Origin of the sequence: Kitasatospora sp. NPDC059088, from assembly GCF_042738155.1 — a bacterium.
Classification (GTDB): Bacteria; Actinomycetota; Actinomycetes; order Streptomycetales; family Streptomycetaceae; genus Kitasatospora.
This window is the reverse complement of the sequence record NZ_JBHYGR010000006.1, coordinates 17,243-39,791: the sequence shown is the minus strand read 5'-3', so window position 1 is coordinate 39,791 and position 22,549 is coordinate 17,243. Positions and strand designations below refer to the sequence as shown.

At 74.7% G+C, this 22,549-nt stretch carries 25 protein-coding genes and 2 pseudogenes; 8 read left to right on the top strand and 19 right to left on the bottom strand.

Annotated features, from left to right (window positions below):
* Positions 1 to 208: 208 nt before the first annotated feature.
* From ACFWXO_RS04545 to ddaH, 4 genes are all read right to left on the bottom strand, one after another.
* Positions 209 to 532 (bottom strand): plasmid stabilization protein, encoded by a 324-nt coding sequence (locus tag ACFWXO_RS04545; RefSeq protein WP_380522160.1) that lies wholly within the window; start codon positions 530 to 532, stop codon positions 209 to 211.
* Positions 533 to 572: 40 nt separating this feature from the next.
* Positions 573 to 1,757 carry an alcohol dehydrogenase catalytic domain-containing protein gene (locus tag ACFWXO_RS04540; protein ID WP_380522157.1) on the bottom strand — a complete coding sequence of 395 codons (1,185 nt, stop codon included), beginning with the start codon at positions 1,755 to 1,757 and terminating at the stop codon, positions 573 to 575.
* 10 nt (positions 1,758 to 1,767) lie between these two features.
* A complete protein-coding gene (locus ACFWXO_RS04535) occupies positions 1,768 to 2,715 on the bottom strand; it encodes an SDR family NAD(P)-dependent oxidoreductase (RefSeq protein WP_380522154.1) in 948 nt (315 codons plus the stop codon).
* A 153-nt stretch (positions 2,716 to 2,868) separates the two neighbouring features.
* On the bottom strand, positions 2,869 to 3,696 hold the full coding sequence (gene ddaH, locus ACFWXO_RS04530; RefSeq protein ID WP_380522151.1) for a dimethylargininase: 828 nt from the start codon (positions 3,694 to 3,696) through the stop codon (positions 2,869 to 2,871).
* Positions 3,697 to 4,407: 711 nt separating this feature from the next.
* Between ddaH and ACFWXO_RS04525 the strand changes: the two genes are divergently transcribed.
* A complete protein-coding gene (locus ACFWXO_RS04525; RefSeq protein ID WP_380522148.1) occupies positions 4,408 to 4,767 on the top strand; it encodes a low affinity iron permease family protein in 360 nt (119 codons plus the stop codon).
* A gap of 25 nt (positions 4,768 to 4,792) precedes the next feature.
* Positions 4,793 to 5,821, top strand: a complete 1,029-nt coding sequence (locus ACFWXO_RS04520; RefSeq protein WP_380522146.1) for an iron-containing redox enzyme family protein — start codon at positions 4,793 to 4,795, stop codon at positions 5,819 to 5,821.
* Here ACFWXO_RS04520 and ACFWXO_RS04515 read toward each other — a convergent pair.
* The gene (locus tag ACFWXO_RS04515; RefSeq protein WP_380522336.1) at positions 5,777 to 6,001 is read right to left on the bottom strand and encodes a CDGSH iron-sulfur domain-containing protein; all 225 of its coding nucleotides are present in this window, start codon (positions 5,999 to 6,001) and stop codon (positions 5,777 to 5,779) included. The two genes, ACFWXO_RS04520 and ACFWXO_RS04515, sit on opposite strands and share 45 nt — an antisense overlap.
* A gap of 25 nt (positions 6,002 to 6,026) precedes the next feature.
* Entirely contained in the window at positions 6,027 to 6,689 is a 663-nt protein-coding gene (locus ACFWXO_RS04510; RefSeq protein ID WP_380522144.1) for a HemK2/MTQ2 family protein methyltransferase, read from the bottom strand.
* A 339-nt stretch (positions 6,690 to 7,028) separates the two neighbouring features.
* Here ACFWXO_RS04510 and ACFWXO_RS04505 point away from each other — a divergent pair, with 339 nt between their 5' ends.
* On the top strand, positions 7,029 to 7,973 hold the full coding sequence (locus ACFWXO_RS04505; RefSeq protein WP_380522142.1) for a DUF5133 domain-containing protein: 945 nt from the start codon (positions 7,029 to 7,031) through the stop codon (positions 7,971 to 7,973).
* A 130-nt stretch (positions 7,974 to 8,103) separates the two neighbouring features.
* Here ACFWXO_RS04505 and ACFWXO_RS04500 read toward each other — a convergent pair whose 3' ends face one another.
* The 10 genes from ACFWXO_RS04500 to ACFWXO_RS04455 form a co-directional block, all read right to left on the bottom strand.
* The gene (locus ACFWXO_RS04500) at positions 8,104 to 9,948 is read right to left on the bottom strand and encodes a complex I subunit 5 family protein (protein ID WP_380522141.1); all 1,845 of its coding nucleotides are present in this window, start codon (positions 9,946 to 9,948) and stop codon (positions 8,104 to 8,106) included.
* A 7-nt stretch (positions 9,949 to 9,955) separates the two neighbouring features.
* Positions 9,956 to 10,300, bottom strand: coding sequence for a sodium:proton antiporter (locus ACFWXO_RS04495; RefSeq protein WP_380522139.1), 345 nt, complete (start codon positions 10,298 to 10,300; stop codon positions 9,956 to 9,958).
* Positions 10,297 to 11,037, bottom strand: a complete 741-nt coding sequence (locus ACFWXO_RS04490; RefSeq protein WP_380522138.1) for an MnhB domain-containing protein — start codon at positions 11,035 to 11,037, stop codon at positions 10,297 to 10,299. The genes ACFWXO_RS04495 and ACFWXO_RS04490 overlap by 4 nt, the downstream gene beginning before the upstream one ends.
* Positions 11,034 to 11,306 (bottom strand): Na(+)/H(+) antiporter subunit B, encoded by a 273-nt coding sequence (locus tag ACFWXO_RS04485; protein WP_380522136.1) that lies wholly within the window; start codon positions 11,304 to 11,306, stop codon positions 11,034 to 11,036. Before ACFWXO_RS04485 ends, ACFWXO_RS04490 begins: the two co-directional genes overlap by 4 nt.
* Positions 11,303 to 11,608 carry a monovalent cation/H(+) antiporter subunit G gene (locus tag ACFWXO_RS04480; RefSeq protein ID WP_380522134.1) on the bottom strand — a complete coding sequence of 102 codons (306 nt, stop codon included), beginning with the start codon at positions 11,606 to 11,608 and terminating at the stop codon, positions 11,303 to 11,305. The genes ACFWXO_RS04485 and ACFWXO_RS04480 overlap by 4 nt, the downstream gene beginning before the upstream one ends.
* Complete coding sequence (locus ACFWXO_RS04475; RefSeq protein WP_380522133.1) at positions 11,605 to 11,889, bottom strand: monovalent cation/H+ antiporter complex subunit F; 285 nt, start codon at positions 11,887 to 11,889, stop codon at positions 11,605 to 11,607. The genes ACFWXO_RS04480 and ACFWXO_RS04475 overlap by 4 nt, the downstream gene beginning before the upstream one ends.
* Complete coding sequence (locus ACFWXO_RS04470) at positions 11,886 to 12,365, bottom strand: hypothetical protein (protein WP_380522131.1); 480 nt, start codon at positions 12,363 to 12,365, stop codon at positions 11,886 to 11,888. Before ACFWXO_RS04470 ends, ACFWXO_RS04475 begins: the two co-directional genes overlap by 4 nt.
* 158 nt (positions 12,366 to 12,523) lie before the next feature.
* Entirely contained in the window at positions 12,524 to 12,721 is a 198-nt protein-coding gene (locus tag ACFWXO_RS04465) for a hypothetical protein (RefSeq protein ID WP_380522129.1), read from the bottom strand.
* 225 nt (positions 12,722 to 12,946) lie between these two features.
* Entirely contained in the window at positions 12,947 to 13,966 is a 1,020-nt protein-coding gene (locus ACFWXO_RS04460; RefSeq protein ID WP_380522127.1) for an SDR family oxidoreductase, read from the bottom strand.
* Positions 13,967 to 14,044: 78 nt separating this feature from the next.
* A complete protein-coding gene (locus tag ACFWXO_RS04455) occupies positions 14,045 to 14,611 on the bottom strand; it encodes a DUF6328 family protein (protein WP_380522125.1) in 567 nt (188 codons plus the stop codon).
* Positions 14,612 to 15,062: 451 nt separating this feature from the next.
* Between ACFWXO_RS04455 and ACFWXO_RS04450 the strand changes: the two genes are divergently transcribed.
* Positions 15,063 to 16,034, top strand: a complete 972-nt coding sequence (locus ACFWXO_RS04450; protein WP_380522123.1) for a SigB/SigF/SigG family RNA polymerase sigma factor — start codon at positions 15,063 to 15,065, stop codon at positions 16,032 to 16,034.
* A pseudogene (locus ACFWXO_RS04445) lies at positions 16,031 to 16,777 on the top strand (enolase C-terminal domain-like protein); the annotation flags it as partial. The gene ACFWXO_RS04450 and the pseudogene ACFWXO_RS04445, both read left to right, overlap by 4 nt.
* Before the next feature lie 156 nt (positions 16,778 to 16,933).
* Here ACFWXO_RS04445 and ACFWXO_RS04440 read toward each other — a convergent pair.
* Together ACFWXO_RS04440 and ACFWXO_RS04435 are read right to left on the bottom strand one after the other, a co-directional pair.
* A pseudogene (locus tag ACFWXO_RS04440) lies at positions 16,934 to 17,026 on the bottom strand (hypothetical protein); the annotation flags it as partial.
* A gap of 143 nt (positions 17,027 to 17,169) precedes the next feature.
* A complete protein-coding gene (locus tag ACFWXO_RS04435; protein ID WP_380522121.1) occupies positions 17,170 to 18,123 on the bottom strand; it encodes a TIGR03557 family F420-dependent LLM class oxidoreductase in 954 nt (317 codons plus the stop codon).
* 198 nt (positions 18,124 to 18,321) lie between these two features.
* Here ACFWXO_RS04435 and ACFWXO_RS04430 point away from each other — a divergent pair, with 198 nt between their 5' ends.
* Positions 18,322 to 19,524 (top strand): PP2C family protein-serine/threonine phosphatase, encoded by a 1,203-nt coding sequence (locus tag ACFWXO_RS04430; RefSeq protein WP_380522119.1) that lies wholly within the window; start codon positions 18,322 to 18,324, stop codon positions 19,522 to 19,524.
* Between the two features lie 12 nt (positions 19,525 to 19,536).
* On the opposite strand, the gene ACFWXO_RS04425 is transcribed toward ACFWXO_RS04430, so the two are convergent.
* Entirely contained in the window at positions 19,537 to 20,568 is a 1,032-nt protein-coding gene (locus tag ACFWXO_RS04425) for a YihY/virulence factor BrkB family protein (protein ID WP_380522116.1), read from the bottom strand.
* A 138-nt stretch (positions 20,569 to 20,706) separates the two neighbouring features.
* Here ACFWXO_RS04425 and ACFWXO_RS04420 point away from each other — a divergent pair, with 138 nt between their 5' ends.
* Both ACFWXO_RS04420 and ACFWXO_RS04415 read left to right on the top strand, forming a co-directional pair.
* Entirely contained in the window at positions 20,707 to 21,030 is a 324-nt protein-coding gene (locus tag ACFWXO_RS04420; protein WP_380522114.1) for an STAS domain-containing protein, read from the top strand.
* On the top strand, positions 21,023 to 22,549 hold a 1,527-nt coding region (locus tag ACFWXO_RS04415; protein ID WP_380522112.1), incomplete at its 3' end, for an ANTAR domain-containing protein. The genes ACFWXO_RS04420 and ACFWXO_RS04415, both read left to right, overlap by 8 nt.

Sequence of the window (22,549 nt, the reverse complement as noted above, 5' to 3'; positions counted from 1 at the left end):
CGCCCGCCCCGCCCCCGCCCGCCGGCCCCGCGCGGCCGCGCCGCGCCGCCGCGCCCGGGGGGCGCCCGGGCCCGCCCCCCCCCGCCCCCCCGCGGCTGGGGGGCCGGCTACGCACTACCGGCCGGTTTCGTCCTGCTCGCGATCCGGGCCCGCCCCGGACCCCGCTGGGCGGCCCGCGCGGCGGTCGTCGAGCTGTCGAGCGGGTGTGTCAGTGTCCGAGTGCGTCGGCGAGTTCCTCCTTGTTCATCTTCGAGCGGCCGTGGATGTTGCGCTGCTTGGCCTCGTTGTAGAGCTGCTCCTTGGTCGGTCCTTGGGAACCCGAGTGGGACCGCAGGCCGCCGCGCCGGGCGGACGAGATGTCGTGGATCGAGGAGCGGCTGGCCGTCCTGGACTCGCCGTGCCGCGCCCGTTCCTTGTTCACCGTGCGGGCGGCGATCTCCTTGGCCCGCTTCTCGCTCTCCCCCCGGTCCAGGGCGCTCTCCTTGATGTGCTCGTACTGGCGCTCACGCTTCCTGCTCGAACCGGCCGGCATGGTCTCCTCCTTCGTCGGCAAGGACGCCTCGGCGACGGTGTCAGGGCTGGAACAGGACCTTGACCATGCCGTCGTCCTTGTGTTGGAACATCTCGTAGGCGCTGGGGGCCTCACTCAGCGGCAGGTGGTGGGTGGCGAAGTCCTCGACGCCGAGCGGATCGCCGTCGTTGACGAGCGGCAGCAGGTCGTCCATCCAGCGCAGGACGTTCGCCTGGCCCATTCGCAGCTGCAACTGCTTGTCGAACATGGTCAGCAGCGGCAGCGGATCGGTCATGCCGCCGTAGACGCCGGAGAGCGAGACCGTGCCGCCGCGCCGGACCAGGTCCACCGCGAGGTGGAGCGCGTGGAGCCGGTCGAGGCCGACCCGGGCCATCAGCCGGGAGGCCAGGGCGCCCGGCAGCAGGGACGTCATGCGCTGCGCGGCCGTCGCGGCGGGCGAGCCGTGGGCCTCCATGCCCACCGCGTCGATCACGGCGTGCGGGCCCCGGCCGCCGGTGCGCTCCCGGACGGCGTCGACGACCCGGGCGCCGAGCCGGGCCAGGTCGAGCACGTCGACGCCGCGCTCCCGGGCGCGCTCCAGCCGTTCGGGCACCAGGTCCACCCCGATCACGGTGCCTGCGCCGCGGTGGCGCGCGATGCGCGTGCACATGTCCCCGATCGGGCCGAGGCCGAGCACCGCGACGCTGCCGCCGGGCGGGATCGCCGCGTACTCCACGGCCTGCCAGGCGGTGGGCAGCACGTCGGACAGCAGCACGTAGCGGTCGTCCGGCGGCCCGTGCGGGACGACGACGGGCAGCGTGTTGCCGAACGGCACGCGCAGGTACTGCGCCTGGCCGCCGGGCACCTGTCCGTAGAGCTTGGTGTAGCCGAACAGCGCCGCTCCGGTGCCGTACTCGTGCACCTGGGTGGTCTCGCACTGCGAGTGCAGGCCCTGGACGCACATGTAGCAGGTGCCGCAGGAGATGTTGAACGGCACCACCACGCGGTCTCCCGCCGACACCGCGTGGACGGCGGGTCCCACGTCGAGGACGACGCCCATCGCCTCGTGGCCGAGGATGTCGCCCACGTCGAGGAAGGCGCCCAGGACCTCGTAGAGGTGCAGGTCCGATCCGCACAGCCCGGTGGTGGTGACCTCGACCAGGACGTCCGTCGGCTTCTCGATCACCGGGTCGGGGACGGATTCGACGCGGACGTCACGGCGTCCGTGCCATGTCACGGCCTTCATGGCGACTCCCTCAGGACGTGGTCGGCTGGTTGTCGGCCCGTCCGGCCCGGCGTCCGAGCACGGTGAGCCGGTGCACCGGGCCGCCCGGTCGGTGCCGGGCGGCAGCGCGCCCGCCCGGCACCCCGTGCTCGGGGGCGCCGCCGGCCGGCGGCAGCAGCCGGGACGCCAGTGCGAGCAGGCGGCCGGTGGTGGCCGGCGCGACGCCGTGGGCGAGCACGCCGGCCTTGGCGAGGGGGGTCAGGACCAGCTCGCGCCGGCCGCCCTCGACGGCGCGGACGATCCGCCGGGCGGCCCGCTCGGCGTCCATCGACACCAGGGGCAGCGACGCGGCGGCGGCGAACCAGGCGTACTCCTGCCCGGCCTGCCCGGCGAACTCGGCGGCGGTGTGCGAACCCGTGCGCATCAGGCCCGGGAGGACCGTGGTGACCCGGATCCCGTGCGGCGAGAGCTCCGCCGCGAGCCCCTCGGACAGGCCGGTGAGCGCGAACTTGGCCGCCACGTACGGCAGCAGGTGCGGCGCCGGGACACGCCCGGCGAGCGAGGAGACCATGACGATCGAGCCCGTGCCACGGGCCCGCATCGACGGGAGCACCGCCTGGACCAGCCGCAGCGGTGCCATCGTCATCAGCTCGTGGGCCCGCCGGAAGTCCTGCTCCTGCATCGCGGAGACCGGGCCGACCTGGATCAGGCCGGCGTTGTTGACCAGCAGGTCCACGTCGGCGCCGAAGCGTTCGCGGACCGCGCGGACCAGTCGGAGCGGCGCCTGCGCGTCCACGAGGTCGCAAGCGGTGGCGGCGACCTCGCCGGGGCGGCCGTTCAGCCGTCGTACGGCCCGCTCCAGCGCGAACTCGTCGCGGCCGCACAGCATCACCCGGCACCCGCGGTCCGCGAGTTCACCCGCGATCAGCAGGCCGAGGCCCCGGGAGGAGCCGGTCACCAGGGCGGTTCGCCCGGTCATGGTGCCGTTGCCACGGTGAATCGGCCGTACCTCCTCGGTCGGTGACGGTTCGATGCTCCGGCGTCTGTCCGACTACCGGGGGCGCAAACCCGTGCGATCCGCGCCTGCCCGGATCCGGGTGCTTCTGGTGAGCCGGGTAGGCACAGCAGGCGGTCAGGCGGGGCGCAGTTCGAGTACGCAGCACTTCGGGCCGCCGCCGCCTTTGAGGAGTTCGGGCATGCGGACCGGGACGGGGACGTACCCCTCGGCATGCAGGCGGCCCGCCAGTCCGCGGGCGGCGGCGGGCAGGACGACGTGGCGGCCGTCGCTGACGGCGTTGAGCCCGAACGCCACCGCGTCCGCCTCGGAGGCGAGGATCGCCCGCGGGTAGAGCACGTGCAGCAGGCGCCTGCTGGCCGGGGCGAACGCGGGCGGGTAGTACATGATCCGGTCGTCGTCGAGGACGGCGAGCGCGGTGTCGAGGTGGTAGAACCGCGGGTCGACCAGGGTCAGCGTGACCACCGGACGGTCCAGCAGCCGGCGGGCCTCGCGGTGTGCCGCCCGACTCGTGCGGAAGCCGGTGGCAGCCAGGATCCGCGGCCCCGCGAGCAGGAAGTCGCCCTCGCCCTCGTTGACCGGCCCCGCCGTGTGGACCGGCCGGTAGCCCGCCGCGACGAACCAGCGTCGGTGCGCGTCGGCCTCCGCTGCGCGCTGGTGGTGCCGAAAGCGGGCGACCAGGACCCGGCCGTCGACCACCGTGGCGCCGTTCGCGGTGAACACCATGTCCGGCAACCCTCGTACGGGGGTGAGGAGTTCGACCCGGTGTCCGAGGTCGAGCAGGACGGCGCGCAGCCCGTTCCACTGCTGGAGCGCGGCAGCCGGCTCGACCGGCCGGGCCGGGTCCATCCACGGGTTGATGGCGTACTCGACGGCGAAGTGGCGTGGTGGGCAGAGCAGGTAGCGGCGGCGCCTGGCCGCCCGAGCAGAGCTGGACGTCTTCATGCGGCGCGCGTGCCCGGTGCGGTGGGCGGGAAACCGGCGGGTGGCGGGAGCCGAGGGCGTCGTTGCTTGCGGCGGGGGACGACGGGCAGCGCGCAGGCGGGCCGTCCGCGTCTGCTCCGGCGGGTCGTCAGGTGATCGGATCGGGCGGGGGAACCGGCGCGGGCTGTGGGTCGGGCTCCGGCCGGGGCGGCGCGGGCGGGACCGGGTCCGGGCCGCCTGGCCCGGGGACCGGCCCGGGCAACGGACCCGGCTGCGGGCCTGGCCCGGGGAGCGGGGTGGGGCTGGGCGGCACCGGATCGTTCGGCGGGGTTCCCATGATCGCTACTCCAGTTCTGCGTCGCCGGTTCGTGCCGACGCCACGCGAGCGGTCCGGGCGGCTGGTCGGACCGCTCGGACCGGTTTCCGTGTCGGGTCTCGTCCGGGGACGGGCTCGACCCGCGTCTGCCCCCGGGGGAGGAGGTCAAACGGCACTGGAGCAGTCGGGACCCGTGCGGAGTGAACGGGGGCCGGCTGGGTACCCGCCGGAGCGTTCCGGCCGGAACACTCCGGCCGGAGGCACCGACGACAGCCCGGGAGGCGTGGTGGACCAGCGCACCGAACACCCCGAACCGACCCTGGTCCTGAGCCGGGAGGCGGACGACGGGCCTTCGCGGTCCACCGCTTGCACGGCGCGGAACACCGACCGAACCGCGCCGGGCGGGTGAGGGGACCATGACGCTCGACCACCCGGCCGAGCGCGGCCGGGGGCGGTTCGCGCGGCTGGCGGAGCGCGCGTCCAACCTGACCAGTTCCCCGCTGTTCTACGCGCTGTGCGTCCTGCTCGTGGCGGGCTTCGTCGCGGTGCACGCCGCGGGACTCTCGACCTCGTGGCAGCTCCTCGTCGGCGACATGATGTCGGCCGTCACCCTGCTGCTGCTCGCGTTGCTCAAGAACGCCGAACGCCGGGCCGAGCACGCGATCCAGCGCAAGCTCGATGCCATCGCCGCAGCCCTGCTCGCGGAGGAGGGTGGTGATCGGAGCGAGGCCGTGCAGGATCTCAGAGACGCGATCCGCATGGAGGATGAGATCTGACTGGTGCGGGAGGAGGCGGGAAGTGATGGACGGAGATGAGCGGGGCACGGCGTACGGGGTTCGGGGGCCGTTGTCGGCGGCGGTGCTGGGGTTGGTGACGGCGGGGCCGCCGGGGGCGGGGCGGTTGCTGGTGTCGCCGGGGTCGTACGGCGAACCTTGGGGCGAGGACCACCAGTTCGCGCTGCACCTGTGCTACGAGCTCCATGACCGGGGGCTGGACGGGGTCCTGCCGGGCTGGGAGTGGGAGCCGGAACTGCTGCACCTGCGGAGGGAGTTGGAGCGATCGTTCCTCGCCGCGGTGCGCGCCGAGGCGGAGCCCGTCCGGCCGGTGCGGGAAGCCCTCGACCAGCTGTTGGCGGAATCCCCGGACGACACCGGGCCGTCGCACTTCCTGCGTGACGAGGGCAGGCTTCGGCACGTCCGTGAGTACCTGGTGCACCGTTCGGTCTACCACCTCAAGGAGGCCGATCCGCAGCTGTGGATGCTGCCGAGGATCCACGGGCCGGCGCAGGCCGTCCTGATGGCGATCGTCTACGACGAGTACGGTGCCGGCCGTCCCGAACGTGCCCACGCGGGCCTGTACGCCCGGATGATGGCGGCGTTCGGCCTCGAACCGGGCTACGCGCACTACCTGGACCTCGTACCGGCTCCCGCCCTCGCAGTGGTCAACCTGATGACGCTCTTCGGCCTGCACCGGGCGCTGCGCGGCGCCGCCGTCGGGCAGTTCGCCGCCCTGGAGATCACCTCCTCGCCCGGGTCCGCGCGGCTGGCGGCCGCACTGGAGCGGCTGGGCGGCGGGCCGGACGGGACACTGTTCTACCGGGAGCACGTGGAGGCCGACGCCGTCCACGAGCAGCTGGTCCGGCACGGGGTCGTGGAGCAACTGATTCTGAGTGAGCCCGAGTTGGCAGCGGGTATCGCCTTCGGGCTGGCGGCCGCACAGGTCGTCGAGGGCCGGTTCGCCGACCACGTGCTCGGCTGCTGGCGAGCCGGCCGTACGTCGCTGCGCTCAGCCCTTCCCGCCGCGCTTCCCGCTGGTGTCCCCGCTGCTTGAGGTGTCCCTGTTGTTCGAGCGCGGCCTGCGGGGACGTCGGTGACTGGTGTCGCAGAACGGGTAGCACCGGCTCCGGTGGCACGCGCACAGTGCCACGACCGGTCGCTCGGACACCCGGACCTCTCCGTCCGGCAGGACCACTTCCACCGGTCCCTCGACGAGCAGCGGACCGCCCGGCACCACGACCACCCGGGTTGTCGACCGGTCAGCGTTCCCGGACACCGCGCACCACCACCAGGACTTCGTGCCGCTGGCCCGGGGCGATCAGCCCGAGCCGCTCGAAGCGTGCGGCCCGCGCTGCCATCACCGGCCCGAAGGCCTGTCGGCGACGAGCCGCCACCGTCGTCCGCAGTCCGGCCGTGCCCAGGGACGCCAGGGTGGCCGGCACGTTCGCGAGGGAGGACTGGACGAGGAGCAGGACGCCCCCGCGGGCCAGCCGCCGGGGTGCCTCCCGGCAGATCCGGTCCAGCACGAGCCGTCCGTCCGGTCCCGCGTCCCACGCGAGCCCGGGCCCGGTTCCGGCACCCGTGGGGGCCGCGGTGGCCGCGGCCGGGACGTAGGGCGGATTGGCGGTGATCAGGTCGAAGCTGAGCTCCGCGACCGGGGCCAGCAGGTCGCCCCGGTGCAGCCGGATGCCGCTGCGGTGCAGCATGGCGTTGAGCCAGGCCGTGGCCACGGCACGGCCGGAGAGGTCCACCGCCGTCACCCGGGCGCCGTCCTCGGCGGCCGCGAGGGCGACCGCTCCCGTCCCGGTGCAGAGGTCGAGCACCCGGCTGCCGCTGCGGAGGCGCTCGCGGTGCAGGCAGGAGACCAGCAACTCGGTGTCGCCCTGGGGTCGGTAGACGCCCGGCGGTCTGATCAGCAGCATGCCGCTCGGCCCCCTTTCGGGGACGTTGGCGCGGGGGATACGGGGATGACCTTCATGACAGGCGGCTTTCCGGGTCCGGGGCGGCGAAACCGTTCTGCCCCGTTCCATGGGGTCGGAGCGATCCGTCGGGCGTGTGCGCGGGGCCGCGCCGGGTAGAAGCGCGTGGCCGGACGCGCGGCGGAGGCGCTCGGGCTGCCTGTACTGCGGTGATCAACTCCAGCCCGCGAAGCCGCCGTGGCGGTGGAGAACCGGGTGTGGCGGTCCCGCCCCGGCTGCGGTGCCGGTCGGCCGACGTCCGTCGGCCGGAGTCCGGAGCCGTACGTACATCCGGAGGTGCCCATGTCCCTGGTGGACGTGGCCGCGCTCGCCCATCTGGTCGCGGAGTACGACGCCCTGTCGGCGCTGCGGTCCGCGGAGGCCGAGCAGAGGCTGCGCGATGTCTGCTACACCATCGCGGTGTACACCGGCGAGACGGAACCCGCCCGAGCCGTCGCCCGCGCGAGGGTCCTGATCGGCCTGGACCGTGGGAAACCCGGCCCGGAGGCGGTGACCGACGAGACGACGGCCGCCGGCGAGTCCGGCCCGCTGCTGACCGAACTCGGCGAGCTGGCGGCCCGCGAGAACGGACGGTCCCGGCCGTTCTCCACCCTGCCCGACGTCCTCCAGCTGGCCAGGACCACCGTCCCGGACTGCGTGGGCGCCGCCGTGAGCGCCTGGCACGACGACGGTTCCGTCGACGTCCTGGCAGCGAGCTCCCCACAGCTCCTGGCCCTCGAACGGGCCCGGAGCGAGGCGGGCACCGGGCCGCTGGCGCGGATCCGCCACCAGGGCAGCGGACAGGTGGTCCTCGGACTGGACCCGGGCCGCCCCGGCCGGTTCGCGGACCCGGCCCGGCGCTGCGGGGCGCGGACGGTGGTCGCCGCACACCTGCGCACCCACCCGCACGGGTGCACCGCCCTCAGCGTCTACCTCGGTTCGCCCGCGGAACCCGCGGGCCCCACACCGGGGCTGGTGGCGGTCCTCGCGCTCCACGCCTCAATCGCGCTCGACCGCTCCGCCCTGGCCCGCGCGGTCGCCGACCTGCTCGACCGCCGGCACGCCACCGGCGTGGCGATCGGCGTCACCACGGAGCGGTTCGGGGTGACCCCGCACACCGCCCTGACGCTGCTCGCGAGGGCGGCCCAGCGCCTCGGGACGGACCTCGACACGGTGGTCAGCCGGGTCGCCGTCGAGGGGCGGCCGGTCCCGGTCGGCCGCGAGAACTGCGGTCCGCCGCGCCGGTGACCCTCGATGACTCCGGTGAGAGCCCTTCGGGGCGGCCGGGGGGCCGGTTCGCCCGCCAGTCGCCCCGGCACCTGCCAGGGTGGCCGTGCCACGGGAAGTCGACGCCGGACGGGCCCGCGAGCCGTCCCGGTCACAGCTGGGCGACCAGTGCGACCAGGAGGGCGGCCAGGCCGACGGTCAGCCAGGCGATGTAGTCGCCGAGCAGGCCGGAGTGCAGACGGCGCAGCGGCAGGACGGTGGCCCGGTACAGGACTCCGGAGCCGCGTCGGGGGTCGCGGTTCAGGGCGGCGGTGGCGAAGGCGGCGGCCAGGGCGGCGGAGAGCAGGCCGAGCAGGACCCCGGCGGGAGTCCAGCCCGCCTCGGGGGTGGGCAGGGCGGCGGGTGCGGGGTGGCCGAGAGTGTCGGCCAGGTAGCCGGCGCGGTCGGTGAAGGCCGCGGCCGCCGTCGCGAGGGCCCGGCCGACTCCGGGGACGACGCCGACGGCCAGGCAGGCCGCCAGCAGGCCGGCGGGGACGGCGACCATCGGCACCGGCACCCGTCGGCTCGGGTCGCCGATCTCCGGCTCCTCACCCTCCCCGGTGGTCGCGGCGACCTCGGGGTGCTCCTTCGGCGGGGAGCCGATCCCGCCGAAGACCCGCAGGCCTGCGCGCAGCACCGCGCCGCCGGTGAGGGCCGACACCAGGACGAACACGGCGGGCAGCCAACCACCCCAGCGTCCGGCGGCCTCCTCGGTGACGGCCTTGCCCAGCGCGGTGCCGAACGGCGGGAGCCCGGCGAGGGCCAGTGCGCCGAGGACGAACAGCGCGCCGGGCAGCCGCAGTTCGCGGGCCCGGCCGTGCAGGCCGTGCTCGTCCACCGAGCCGTACCGGTCGAGGAGGACGCCGGTGAGGCCGAACAGGGCGGCCTTGGCACCGGCGTGCCCGGCCACGTAGACGGCCGTCCCGGCGAGGCCGGCCGGGGTGAGCAGCGCCGCGCCGACCAGGAAGAGGCCGACGTGCCCGACCGTGGAGAAGGCGAGCATCCGTTTCAGGTGGCGCTGCTGCCAGCACATCACGCCGCCGACCAGCGCGGTCAGCACCCCGGCGGCGAGCAGGGTGTCCCGGACGGCGGCGTCCGGCAGTCCTCCCGCCCCGGCGAAGACCACCCGGTGGATCCGGCCCACCCCGTAGACGCCGAGTTCGACCATGACGCCGGAGAGCAGCATGCACACCGGGCTGGGCGCCACCGCGTGGGCGTCCGGCAGCCAGAAGTGGAACGGCGCGGTCGCGGCCTTGACCAACGGGCCGGCGAGGACCAGGACGAAGGCCACGACGACCAGTGCGTCCCGGCCGTGTCCGGCGGCCGCGCGCTCGTCCAGCACGGCGCCGATCCGGGCCATGCCCAGTTCCCCGGTCCGGGCGTAGAGCAGGCCGATGCCGAGCAGCGAGACGTACGCCGCCGCCGAGTTGACGAGCCCGAAGGCGAGGGCGCCCTGCAACGGGCGCGGGTCCTCGATCCGGTAGCCGGTGAGCGCGTAGGCGACGGCGCCCATCAGCTCGAAGAAGACGAAGGCGTCGAAGAGGTCGCCGGTGAGCGCGAAGCCGCACATCCCGGCCTGGAACAGCAGGAGGAGAGCGGGGAACATCCCGCCGTGCTCGCCCGACGGCTCGTCGAAGTACCGCCAGGCGTAGCAGAACACGGCGAGCACGAGCACGGCGGCGAGCAGCGCGAGGCCGCTGCCGAGCCGGTCGGCGACCAGCACGATGCCGACGCCGTGGCCCTGGCTCGGAGTCCAGCCGCCGAGCCAGGAGACGGCGCGGCCGTCCGGGGCGGTACGGCACCACAGCAGGGCCAGGCAGCCGACGTCGACGGCCGAGCAGGCGGTGGCGAGCGCGTCGCGGCCGGGGCGGGGCAGCCACCGTCCGGCGACGGCCAGCAGCGCCGCGCCCAGCAGGGGGACGGCGACGGCCAGCGGTAGGAGGTCGGCGGTGCTCACCGGCGCGTCACCCTCGCAGTCCGGTGAGGTCCTCCGGGTCCACCGTGCCGTGCCGCTTGCGCAGTTGGATCACGAGGGAGAGGAGGAGCGCGGTGACGGTCGCGCCGACGACGACGTCGGTGAGCGCGAGCGCCTGGACCACCGGGTCGACGACCGGCGCGTCGGTCGGCAGGTCGGAGTAGACGGGCGCGGTGGCGCCCCGGCGGTAGCCGACGGCGAGCAGCAGCACGTAGGTCGAGCACTGCGCGACGGCCAGGCAGCCGACCGCCTGCACCAGGTTGCGGCTGGTGACCAGGCCGTACAGGCCGGCGAGCAGGATCCAGGCGGCCACCAAGTAGGGGAAGACGGTCATCGGGGGCTCCTTCGGGGGGTGACCTCCACGGCCTGGTCGAGGAAGTGCGCCAGCAGCACCACGACGGCGGAGCCGACCTCCACGCCGACGGCGGCATTGATGACGGCCACCAGTCCGCTGGAGGAGAGTTCGTTGAAGGTGCCGAGCGGCAGGGTGTTGGCCAGGTAGCCGGCGCCCTGGATTAGGCCGATCAGGCCCAGCGCGGCGTAGGAGCCGGCGGCGATCGCGTCCGTGACGTCGAGGGCGGCCAGCGGGCGGATCCGTTTCAGCACCCGGTAGTCGGCGGCGACGTAGGCCAGGTGCAGGGCGGTGGTGAGCACGACGCCGCCCTGGAAGCCTCCGCCGGGGCTCAACTGGCCGTGGGCGACGAGATATCCGCCGGTCAGCACCGCGACCGGGAGGAGGGTGGCGCCGAACAGCCGGGTGGCGGGCAGCACCCGCTCGGCGGCGGCCCGGCGCTTGTGCTCGTCCCGGGCCAGGCGCAGCAGTATCCCCGCGCCGAGCACCGAGCCGAACAGGATCGACTCCTCGCCGAGGGTGTCGAAGGCGCGCTGGTCGAAGTTGACGGCGGAGACGATGTTGGCGGTCCGGCGGGCCAGACCGGCTGCCACCGCCCTTTCGCCGTAAGGGTGTTGGGTGCCTCCGAAGCCCGGGAGCTGCTCGGCGGCGACGACCAGGGCGGCGGCGAGGACGGCGGCCGCGGTCAGGAAGAGCCGCAGGCGCGTGGTGCGGCTCACTCGGTGCGGTCCGGACGGTCGTCGTCGGTGTGTTCCTTGCGGCTCACCTTGCGGACGGTCAGCAGGATGAGCAGCGGGGTGATCGCACTGCCGACGCCCAGCTGGGACAGTGCGACGTCGGGTGCCTGGAGCACGGTGAACAGCAGGGCGAGGCTCAACCCGAGCAGAGCGAGGACGGCGGCCTGCCGGACGGGGTCGCGGGTGAGCGCGGCGGCGGTCGCGGTGACGGCCGTGAGCAGCAGGGCGATCACGATGAGGGCGTCGGTCACCGTCCGGCCCCCCGGTCCGAGTGCTGCTCGGCACGGAGGGTGGTGCGGCCGATGGCCATGGTGGTCACCGTGCCCCCCGCGGCCAGCAGCGCGCCGATGACCAGGAGTTTCACCGCCGCCCGCCCCGGCCCGGTGTCGATCGCCAGCGCGAGCGCGACGAGTGGGGCGCCGAGGGTGGCGGCGGGGGAGAGCGCGTGCAGCCGCAGGTGCGGGCCGGGCAGCACGACCAGCGCGAGGGCGGACAGCAGAAGGACGGCGGTGCCCGCGCAGAGCAGGACCACGGCGAGGACGTGGCGGCTCATCGGCGCTCCTCCCCGCTGTGCTTCCCGGCGTCCGATCCGGCGAGGAGACGGGTGAACACGAGTGTCCCGGCCGGCGCGAGCACCGCCAGGTCGAGGGCGAGGTCGGTGTAAGAGGGGCGGCCGTAGCCCTGGGCGAGCAGCAGCAGGACGGTGGAGCACACCGCGGCGGCGAGGTTGAGTCCGGCCAGGCGCTCGTGGGGCTCGCCGCGCAGCCCGACCAGCAGGCACGGGCCGAATCCGGCGGCGGCGAGCAGGGTCGCCGCCAGCAGCCAGGCGTTCACCGGCCGCTGCCCGTCAGGGCGGCTTCCAGCGCCGAGGTCCGCCCGCCGAGGCTGTGTACGGTCAGCGCGACGCCGCCGCCCGAGTCGCCGTCATCCCAGCCGCCCTCGTGGGAGACGACGTACGCGCCGGGGGTCGAGGACAGCAGGGCTGCGGCCCAGGCCGGTCCGGTACCGGTGGGGAGGCGGACGGTGCGGAAGCCGGCCTCCTGTCGGCGGGCGGGCGACGTCAGGAGGAGCACCAGTCGGCCGGTGTCGGCCAGCAGGGTCCAGGGGAATGCCAGGGCGGAGCGGGCGAGTCGGGCCGGGCCGCCGGGCGTGGCGCCGGAGGCGCGCCGGACGGCGAGGGCGCCGACCGCACCGAGCAGCGCGACGCCGCCGCCGACCGCGATCTCCAGCGGTGTCACCGAGCTGATGAACACGGTGTTGAGGAGCAGCAACATCCCCCACCAGAGCATGAGTTCGAACATCGATCGCATCGCACCACCCCCATGTGTCGTTGCCGGGCACGCCACCATGGCGAGCGGCCCCAGGTGTACCGTTCGGCCGACGGGAGGATCCCGCGCGCAACGCCGTCGCGTGCGGGATCACCCTGTCGGACCACCCGGTTGCCGCAGTGCGGCAGCGGATCCTGTGATCATCGGCCGGCCCGTCGCCCCCGCTCGGGTGGCGCGGACTCGTGGGCCGGCTCGGTGACTTCGTACTCGGGGCCGTCCTGCGGTCCCTTCTCCTCCTCGTGCTCGGGCGGCGGTCCGCCCTCGCCGGTCATCCGTGACTCGGGCGTCTCGACCGGGGGTACCGACTCGACCGGCACGCGGTCCTTCCCGTCGTTCATCCTGTTTACCTCCTCGAACGTCCCGGCGGCCGTTCTGGCGCGGGCCGTCTCGGCCATGTCGCCTGGCTTTCGGGAGAAGCCCATGGCGTTCGTCGTTTCGCCGGTGGGGGCAAGTCCGTCCCTTGCGGCGCCTGCCCGGGGAACGCGGTTCCATGCGCGGCTACGGGGGGCGTTCGGTCAACGCGGTTTCCGGGGCCATGAGTTCATCTGCCCGGTCACCGCTCGTCACCGCCCCCGGGCCAGGGCACCGACCGCCGCGGCGCCGAGCAGGGCCGCCCCGCCGGCGGCGAGCAGCCCGTGGTGCTGGGAGGCCCACGGCTGGGCACTGCGTTCGCGGGCCTCGGCGTCGAAGCGCCCGTGCGCGCCGTGGTCGGCGTCGTCGTCGGCGGGTGTCCACAGGTTGTCGGGGTCCTGGTCCCGGCGCGGCTGGTCGTCCTGCTGGGCGTCGACGTCGTTGCGCGCGAGGTAGCGGTCGAGCGGGCCGGGAGCGACCGCGTTGGCGAGCAGGGTGGCGGCGGTGCTGGCGCCGACCCAGTACTCCCGGCGCCCGGGGTGGTCGGCGGCGTACCGGACGGCGCGGGCGGCGAGCTCGGGCTGGTGAACCGGGGGGACGGGCCGGGCCCGGCCGCGCAGCCGGTTGAGCACCCAGTCGAACTGTGGGGTGTTGACGGCGGGCAGTTGCACCATGGTCACCCGCACCCCCGAGCCGGTGGCGAGCAGTTCGCAGCGCAGCGCCTCGTGCCAGCCCTGGATGGCGTGCTTGGCGCCGCTGTAGGCGGTCTGCAGCGGGATGCCCAGGTAGGCGATGGCCGAGCCGACCTGCACGATCGTGCCGTGGTCGCGCGGCAGCATCCGGCGCAGTGCGGCGCGGGTGGCGTTGACGTACCCGAGGTAGGTGACCTCGGTGACCCGGCTGAACTCCTCGGGGGTGATCTCGGTGAACGGCGCGAACACCGACACGAAGGCGTCGTTGACCCAGACGTCGATCGGGCCGAACTCGGCTTCCGCGTGGGCGGCCGCCCCCTCGCAGGCTTCCGGGTCGGAGACGTCGGCCAGGACGGTGCGTACCGGTGAGCCGGCGGCCAGGGCCTCGGCGGCCGCGGCGTGCAGCCCGGCCGAGCCGCGGGCGACCAGGACGAGGCGGTCGCCGCCGGTGGCGAAGGCGCGGACGCAGGCCCGGCCGACGCCTGCGGTCGCGCCGGTGATGACGACGGTACGGGGTTCGGAGCGCGTACGGATCCTCATGGCGGGCGCCTTGCCGGAGGTGGGGAGCCGAAACCTCGCGGCCGGGACACCCGGGTTGCGGCGCCAGGGCCGTAGCGGTCACGGCTCATGCCCGGGCGGGTCCTCCGCGCCGGGATCGGCGGGCGGTGGCGCGCAGTGCCCGTCGGTGCGGCGCAGGTGCCGGACCGGCAGCAGGAACCAGCAGAAGGCGAACCAGAGCAGCACGGCTCCGAAGATGCCGGCCGCTACCGCGGATCCGGCCGCCACCCGTAGCAGGAGCAGCAGCGCGGAGCCGATGGTGAGCGACAGCAGGATCAGGCCGGTCGCGACCAACCGTGCGGCCGCGTCGACCAGTTGGGGCTTGAGGCGGTGCCCGGCGAAGATCCGGTGGTAGGCGACCGGTGCGGTGAGCGCGCCGGTGGCGAGAGCGCCGAGCACGACGGTGACCACGTACAGCCCCCGCCCGAACCCGTCGAGCTGGGGGAAACGGGCCATGAAGACCACGCTCAGCAGGAAGCCGAACAGCACCTGGGAGCCGGTCTGGGCGACCCGCACCTCCTGGAGCAGGTCGGTCCAGCGCCGGTCGGCCCGTTCGTCGGGGGACTCCCGCCGCCCGGTCCGCGGCGCGTGGGCGCGCCCGGTCCGTCCTGTGTTCGTCGTCGCCATGAGGGGTCGCCTCCGGGAGGGACACGGGGGCGCGCCCTGCGTCGGACCGCAGCCCCGGGTCTCCGTCTCCTGCCGGTCTCCTTTCCGCCCCCGCCCGTCCGTGCGTGTAGCCGCGCCGGGCACGGGCAAACGCGCGCCGTGGGCGAGCAGCAGGCGGTGCCCCCGACCGCACCGTGACCTCCCTGTACACGGAATCGAACCGTCTGCCGGCACGGGGAATCGGACGAATCAGAAAAAGTCAGCTGAAACGTGAATTCCATGTCATATGTGGGGGTAGAACACCTGTTGCAGCGGTCGTAGCCGAATCCGGTGGCCGCGCCGGCACCCACCGGGTGCCACCGGGACCTTCGCTTGAAGAAGCCGGGTACAGGTCCTGGGGGAAGAAGTCCACAGCACGCGAGCGGTCCCGTTCGCGGAGCTGGGCGTTCACCCCGATGCCCAGGAGAAGCAAGTGTCCACCCTTCCGGAGACCGTTCACCGTGCCGTGCGGACGACCGCCGGCCTCCCGTCCGAGCCCTCCCCGTCCGAGCTGCCGCCCCGGTTCACCGAGGCCGAGCTGCGCGCGATGGGCAAGACCGAAGCGCGCGAGCTGAGCGACGCGCTGTTCCAGCGGCTGATCGGCCTGGCCCGCGAGAGCGCTGCGTACAGCTACGTCCGCGGCACGATCATCGAACTGAACATGCCGCTGGTGCGCTTCATCGCGGCCCGCTTCCGGCACCGCGCCGAGGACATGGAGGACATCCTCCAGGTCGGCACGATCGGCCTGATCAAGGCCGTCGACGGCTACGACCCGCAGCGCGGCGTCGAGTTCGTCACCTACGCCATCCCCACCATCGCCGGCGAGATCAAGCGCTTCTTCCGCGACACCTCCTGGCCCGTCCGGGTGCCGCGCAGCATGCAGGAGCTCTATCTGAGCGTCGCCCGCGGCTCCGACCGGCTGGAGCAGGAGCTCGGGCGCCTCCCGAACCCGGTGGAGATCGCCGAGGACCTCCACCTCACCGTGGCGCAGGCCACCGAAGGACTCGTGGCCGGCCGGGTCTACCGCCCCAACTCCCTGGACGCGCTGCGCGAGCAGGACACCGACGACAGCGGCAGCGCGCTGCTCGACCGCCTCGGCGACTGCGACCCCGGCATCGACCTCGCCGACTTCCGCACCGCCGTCCGCCCCCTGCTCGCCCACCTCCCCGAACGCGAGCAGACCGTGCTGAAACTGCGCTTCTGGGACGGCCTGACCCAGTCCGAGATCGCGGCCCGCATCGGCGTCTCCCAGATGCACGTCTCCCGACTGCTCAGCACCACGCTGAACGGGCTGCGCGAACGGCTGGAGGACCATGACGCGCCCGGCTGGTCGGACGAGCCGTTCGAGGACCCGCCGGACGGGAGCGGCCCCGGCTCCGCGGACCGAACCGCGGGCCGGGCATGACCGAGATCGAGCGGACCGGCGTGAGCGTCTACACCGTTCCCACCGACGCCCCCGAGGCCGACGGCACCCTCGCCTGGGCCAGGACGACGCTCGTCCTGGCCGAGGCCGTCAGCGGCCCGTGCACCGGTCTCGGCTGGACCTACGGCGCGCCCGCCACCGCCGCCGTGATCCGCGAGGAACTGGCCCCGTTGCTCACCGGGCGTGACCCGCACGACACCGACGGGGCCCAGGAGGCCATGAGCCAGGCGGTCCGGAACGCGGGCCGCCCGGGGCTGGTCTCCGGGGCGGTATCCGCCCTCGACCTGGCCCTGTGGGACCTGCGCGGCCATCTGCTCGGACTGCCGCTCGCCCGGCTGCTCGGCGGCGCCGCCCGCCCCGTACCGGTGTACGGCAGCGGCGGCTTCACCACCTACTCGGCCGCCCGGCAGGAGCGGCAGCTGCGCGGCTGGAGCGAGGAGCAGGGCATCCCCCGGGTCAAGATCAAGATCGGTGAGTCCTGGGGCACCCGGGAGCGCCGCGACCTGGAGCGGGTGCGTGCTGCCCGCGCCGCCGTCGGCGACCGCACCGAGCTCTATGCCGACGCCAACGGGGGCTACCGGCGCAAGCAGGCCGTGCGGATCGGTCACGCCCTCGCCGACGAAGGCGTCACCTGGTTCGAGGAGCCCGTCTCCTCCGACGACCTCACCGGTCTGGGCCGCGTCCGCGACGCCGTCACCCCCGACGTCACCGCCGGCGAGTACGGCTACGACCTCCCGTACTTCGCCCGCATGGTCCCCGCCGTCGACTGCCTCCAGGCCCGGGTGGGCCAGGGCTTCGCGGCACTCGACGATCCCGCCGGTGGTGGTCCAACGGCTGCGCCAGACCAGGCCGCCGGGCTCGTAGTAGCCGCCCCACACGAAGGGTTCGGCGGGGGTGACGCCGTACCAACCGGGCCCGCCGATGAGGGCGGCGAAGACGGCGTCGTCGTCCCAGGCGGGGGCGCACATCCACACGAGGTCGCCGCGCGGCCCGAGGAGGGCGCCTCGGTGGCCGTCGGCGAGCAGGGCGTAGTCCCGCAGGGCGCGCGGCGCGGGGGTGTCGGGGGCGGATGTGCTCAACGGCTCGCCTCCTGGAGCGAGTTGGCGGGAGTGCCCGGTCAGGGGAGCCGCGGCAGCACCTGCTCGCGGTAGAAGTCGAAGAACCCCTCCTGTTCCTGGCCGATCTGGCCGACGTACACCTCGTCGAAGCCGGCCTCGACGTGGCCTCGCAGCCGGTCGGTGTGCTCCTGCGGGTTGTCGCCGCAGGTCACGGCTTCGGCGACCATCTCCTCGGTGACCAGCTCGGTGGCCTGCTCGAAGTGGCGCGGCGTGGGCAGGACCTGGGCCAGCTCGCCGGGGAGCAACTCGCTGGGCCAGAGCCGGTGGACGGTCTCGACCGCACGCTCGCGGTCCTGCGACCAGCACACCTTGACGCCGCCGAGGACGGGGCCGTCGCCACCTGCCGCCCGGTAGCGGCCGATCAGTTCGGCGTCCGGGGCCATGGTGACCAGCCCGTCCGCGAACCCGGCTGCCGTCTCGGCCGCCTTGGGGCCGAACGCGGAGGCGTACACGGGTAGTTCGCCGTTCTCCGGCGCGGTGTAGAGCTTGGCGTTCTCGACGGTGTAGTGGGTGCCGCGGTGATTGACGACCTCGCCGGTGAAGAGCTCTCGCATCACGGCGACGGCCTCCTCCAGCATCTCCGCGCGCACGCCGAACGGCGGCCAGCGGTCGCCCAGGACGTGTTCGTTGAGCGCCTCGCCAGTGCCGACACCCAGCCGCAGGCCGCCCGCCAGCTGCACGTCCGCCGTCGCCGCCGCCTGCGCGACGACGGCCGGGTGGAGCCGGACGGTGGGGCAGGTGACCAGCGTCGTCACCGGCAGCCGGGTCACCTGCGAGAGCGCGCCGATCACGCCCCAGACGAACGGGCTGCTGCCCTGGGCGTCGTTCCACGGGTGGTAGTGGTCGGAGACGGCGAGCCGGGTGAAACCGGCTTCCTCGGCCATCCGGGCCTGTTCGACCAGTTGGGCGGGGGTGAACTCCTCGCAGGACAGGAAGTAGCCGAACGCGGTCATGGCAGCCTCCGTTCGTGGCGGGCTCGGGCTCCTCGTCGGAGCGGCTAACCCGGTCCGGCACGCCGAAACCTCCGGGGCGTCGGGCGGCCCGGGCAGCGGGTCGCCGGACGGGCCCGGCGGGCCGAGCCGGGAGGTGGCCCCGGAGCGGGTGCGGACCGGCTGCCAGTGGGTAGGCGCGACCGTGATCGGAGGTGCGACATGCCGACGTGTGACGAGGAGACGTTGGGCCGGGTCCTGGCGCGGGCGCTGGCCCGGTCCCGGGCGAGCGGGCCGGGGGAGCTGCCGGGTGTGGTGGAGGAGGCGGTCCGCGGGCTGGGCGGCACCGGGGCGCGGGTGTTCCTGGCCGACGTCCAGCAACGGCAGCTCGCACCGCTGCCCGAACCGTCGGGCCCGGACCCGGGCGAGCGCCTCGACATCGAGTCCACGCTCGCGGGGCGCGCCTACCGGCTGCGCTGCACCCAGTTCTCCGCCGGTCCGTCGCCCGTGGCCTGGTTCCCGCTGGTCGACGGGATCGAGCGGATCGGCGTCCTGCGGGTCGCGCTCCCACAGCCGGAACCGGACGTGCTCGTCCGCTGGGAGTCGCTGGCGGCCCTGGTGGCGCTGCTCGTGGTCTCCAAGGGCGCGTTCAGCGACATGATCGTCCGAACGACGCGCGACCGCCCGATGAGCCTCCAGGCCGAACTCCTCTGGGCCTTCCTGCCGCCGCGCACCATCGGCACCCGCGACGTCACCTCCAGCGCGGTCCTCGAACCCGCCTACGAGGTCGGCGGGGACGCCTTCGACCACTCGGTCGCGGCCGGGCGGCTCCACCTGTCCGTGTTCGACGCGATGGGGCACGACCTCGCCTCCGGCGGCGCCAGTTCGGTGGCCCTGGCCGCCTGCCGCAGCACCCGCCGGGCCGGCGGAGGCCTCGCGGAGATCGCGCAGGCCATCGACCGCACGCTCTGCCGCTGGATCCCGGACCGACTGCTGACCGCCGTCGTCGCCGACCTGGACGCGGCCACCGGTGAGCTCACCTGGGTCAACTGCGGTCACCCGACGCCGCTGCTGATCCGCGGCCGGCACGTGGTCGCCGACGCCCTGCGGCGGCGCGCCGAACTCCCGCTCGGACTCGGCTTCCAGGAGCGCGAACAGCCGGCCGTCCACCACCTCAGGCTCCAGCCCGGCGACCGGCTCCTGGTCCACACCGACGGAGTGACCGACGCCCGCTCGGTTACCGGTGAGACCTTCGGTGAGGAGCGCCTGACCGACACCGTCGTCCGGCACATGGCCAGCGGCGAACCGGCCCCCGAGGCGTTGCGCCACCTGATCCACGCGCTGCTCGCCCACCAGGACCACCGGCTGCGCGACGACGCCACGATCGCCCTCGTCGAGTGGCACCCCGACGGGCGGGGCGAGTGAGACCCTTCCGGATCATCCGGAGGGCTCACCTCGTCCGGCGGGCTCACCGCCACGACCTTCCGCACCGGGGGCGCCGTTCTGCTCCGAGGCGTGGTCGGTGAACTCCACGTCGACCCGTTGTTCGGGGCGCCGCTCCTCCTGCCGGGCGATCGCGCCGAGCACCTGTTCGTCGGCGTCGGTGAGCGGCGGCTGGAGCAGGCTGCGCGGCCACAGTCGGCGGGCCAGGACGACATTCGTCTCGGCGGCGTACACGGTGATCTGCGCGGCCAGGTAGAGCCAGGACAGCAGGCCGATCACGGTGGCGAAGAAGCCGTACACCTGGCCGGCGTGGCGCAGCTCGTGCACGACGAGCAGGGAGCCGAAGGCCTGGAGGACGGTGAACAGCGGGCCCGCGATCGCGCAGCCGGGCCGGAGCGCGCGGGTCGGGATCCCGCGCGGGGTGAGCACCCGGAAGCAGACCAGGCACAGGGCGGCGTTCAGCAGCGCGGAGACGAGCAGTCCGCCCACCCGGGCGGCGGGCCCGCCGAGCGAGGAGGCGACGACCGAGGCGGCCCCCGTGCCGAGTACCAGGCCGGCGCCGAGCACCACCAGGAGCAGCAGGCTGCGGGCCAGCCGCGGCCAGTAGCCGGGGCGGCGCACCCCCGGGACGTTCCAGATCTCGGCCATCGCGTGCTGGAGCACCTGGGCGACGCCCAGCGCGCCGTAGAGCAGGAACAGCATGCCGACGGCGAGGGCGAAGCCGCTGCCCCGCAGCGAGTGGACGTTCTGGCGGAGCTGGTCCCCGATGATCGGGAAGTCGGCGAGCGCGGAGTCGAGGACGGACCTCTGCGCGCCGGGGTTGCCGTGCAGGACGAAGCCCAGGACGGTGCTCAGCAGGAGCAGCAGCGGGATCAGGGCGAGGAAGCCGTAGTAGCTGATCAGCGCGGCGAGCAGCCCGCCGCGGTCGTCGCCGTACTTCCTGACCACGCCGACGACCAGGGCGGTGGGCCGGTGGCGCTGCTGGAAGCCGTCCACCGAGCGCAGCCCGCGTTCGACCGGGTTCATGCCGTCCTCCTCCGCGCGGCGGTGCGCGGACCCGCCACGGATCGGGCCCGCGAGGGTGCGTCTGCCCGCCCGGGCCGGCTCCAAGCGGCTCCTCAGGTCCTAGCCTGGAGGGGGGCCCACGTGGTGAGGGTGATCCGGATGAAGGACTTTCCCGAGGTCAACGGCTGGAAGGTCGTTCCGCTCAGCGGTGATCTCGACGACTTCGCGGCCCCCGAGCTGCGGAGGCTCTTCGACGTGCTGGTCGACGGCGGTGCGCCCCGGCTGGTCGTGGACCTGGCCGCGGTCGGCTTCGTCGACTCCAGCGGCCTCAACGCCCTGCTCGGCGCCGCCCGGCGGGTGCGGGAGGGCGGGGGAGGGCTCCGGCTGGCGGGCGCCGCGCCGCGGGTGCGGGACGTCGTGGAACTGAGCGGGGTGTCGGCGGTGCTGCCGCTCTACCCGGACGTGGCGGCGGCCTGTGGCTGACCGGCGCGCCTCCGTGACCGCCCGGGCCGACGAGACCACTGTGCTGCGCGAGGCGGTGGACCGGCTGCGCGCGGAGGCCGAGGGGCTGCGCCGCGCGATGCGCACCCGGGGCGTGATCGAGCAGGCCAAGGGCATGCTCACCGAGCGACTGGGCTGCACGCCGGACGAGGCCTTCGGCCACCTGGTACGGCTCTCCCAGGACACCAACCGGCGGGTCGCGGACATCGCCGCCGGGCTGGTCGGCCTCGCGGCACCCATCACGGACCTCGCCGCGGACACGGCGCTCCAGGAGGCCGTCGAGGAGTTCGTCCGCCCGGTGCGGCATCCGCCCGCACCCGTCGAGCCCGCCGCCGGGCCCGTCCCGGCGCCGCCCGGCGCCCTCCGCCCGGCCCCGGTACCCGGCCTGGCCGCCCGCTACCACCTGGCCGTCTCGGCACTGGCCGCGGCGGAGACCCCGGAGGAACTGGCCCGGCTGCTGCACGAGGTGGCGCTGGCACCGCTCGGCGTCGTCGCCGTCGTCCTCGGCCTGCTGGAGCCGGACGGCGCCCTGACGCTGCTCGGCAGCCACGGAGTGGAGCCGCGCCGGGTCAGCCAGTGGCGGCGGATCCCGCCGGAGACCGGCGTGCCGCTGGCCACCGCCGCCCACGGCGGCGGCCTGGTCTGGGAGTTCGACGCGCAGGACACCGGAGGACGAGCCCCCGAGACCGGCCGGATCGTCCCCGGGCGGACGGCCTGCGCGGTGCCGCTGCGCAGCGGGGACCGGATCGTCGGGGCGATGAGCCTCGGCTGGGACGGCCCGCCCGAGCGGGCCCGGGCGGCCACCCGCTACCTCGACGCGCTGGCCGGCCTGGCGGCGGGGCACCTGCTGCGGGTCGCCGCGGCCGGGGGCGGCGAGCCGGGCTTGGTGGTGCCGGGCGGGGAGTACTGGTTCCGCGGCGTGCTGGACGCGATGTTCGAGCCGGTCCTGGTGCTGTCGGTGGTCCGGGAGGGCGGCAGCGAGGGGGCCGTCACCGACCTGCGCATCAGGTACGCGAACGCCGCGGCCGGCTCCGCCCCGATGATCGGCCGGCGCCTGACCGAGGTGTTCCCCGGGCTGGTCGCGGCCGGGCCCTTCGCGCGGATCCTGGACGCGGCCGGCACCCGCGCCCGGTACGAGGGCCGGACCGAGGACTTCACTAGGACGTACGACCGCGCGGGCGCCGACGACCCGGCCAGGGCGGACGGCCCCACCGGTCCGGGGGAGCCGCTCACCCTGCGGGCGGTGCCGTTCCTCGACGGGCTGCTGCTCACCTGGCGCGCCGCGGACGGCGCCGCCGAGCCTGCGGCGGGAGCCGGCGACGCCCAGCGGTTGGCCGGCGTCGGCAGCTTCGCGTGGTCGCCCGGGGAGCCGGGCCCGTCGCTCTCGCCGGAGGCCCGGTTGCTGCTGGGCCTCGACCCCGGGCGGCCGGGGCCGGTCGGCGCGGCCGAGGGGCTGGCCCGGGTGCGGCCCGGCCTCCCGGGCCGCGGGGGGGGGGTGGGT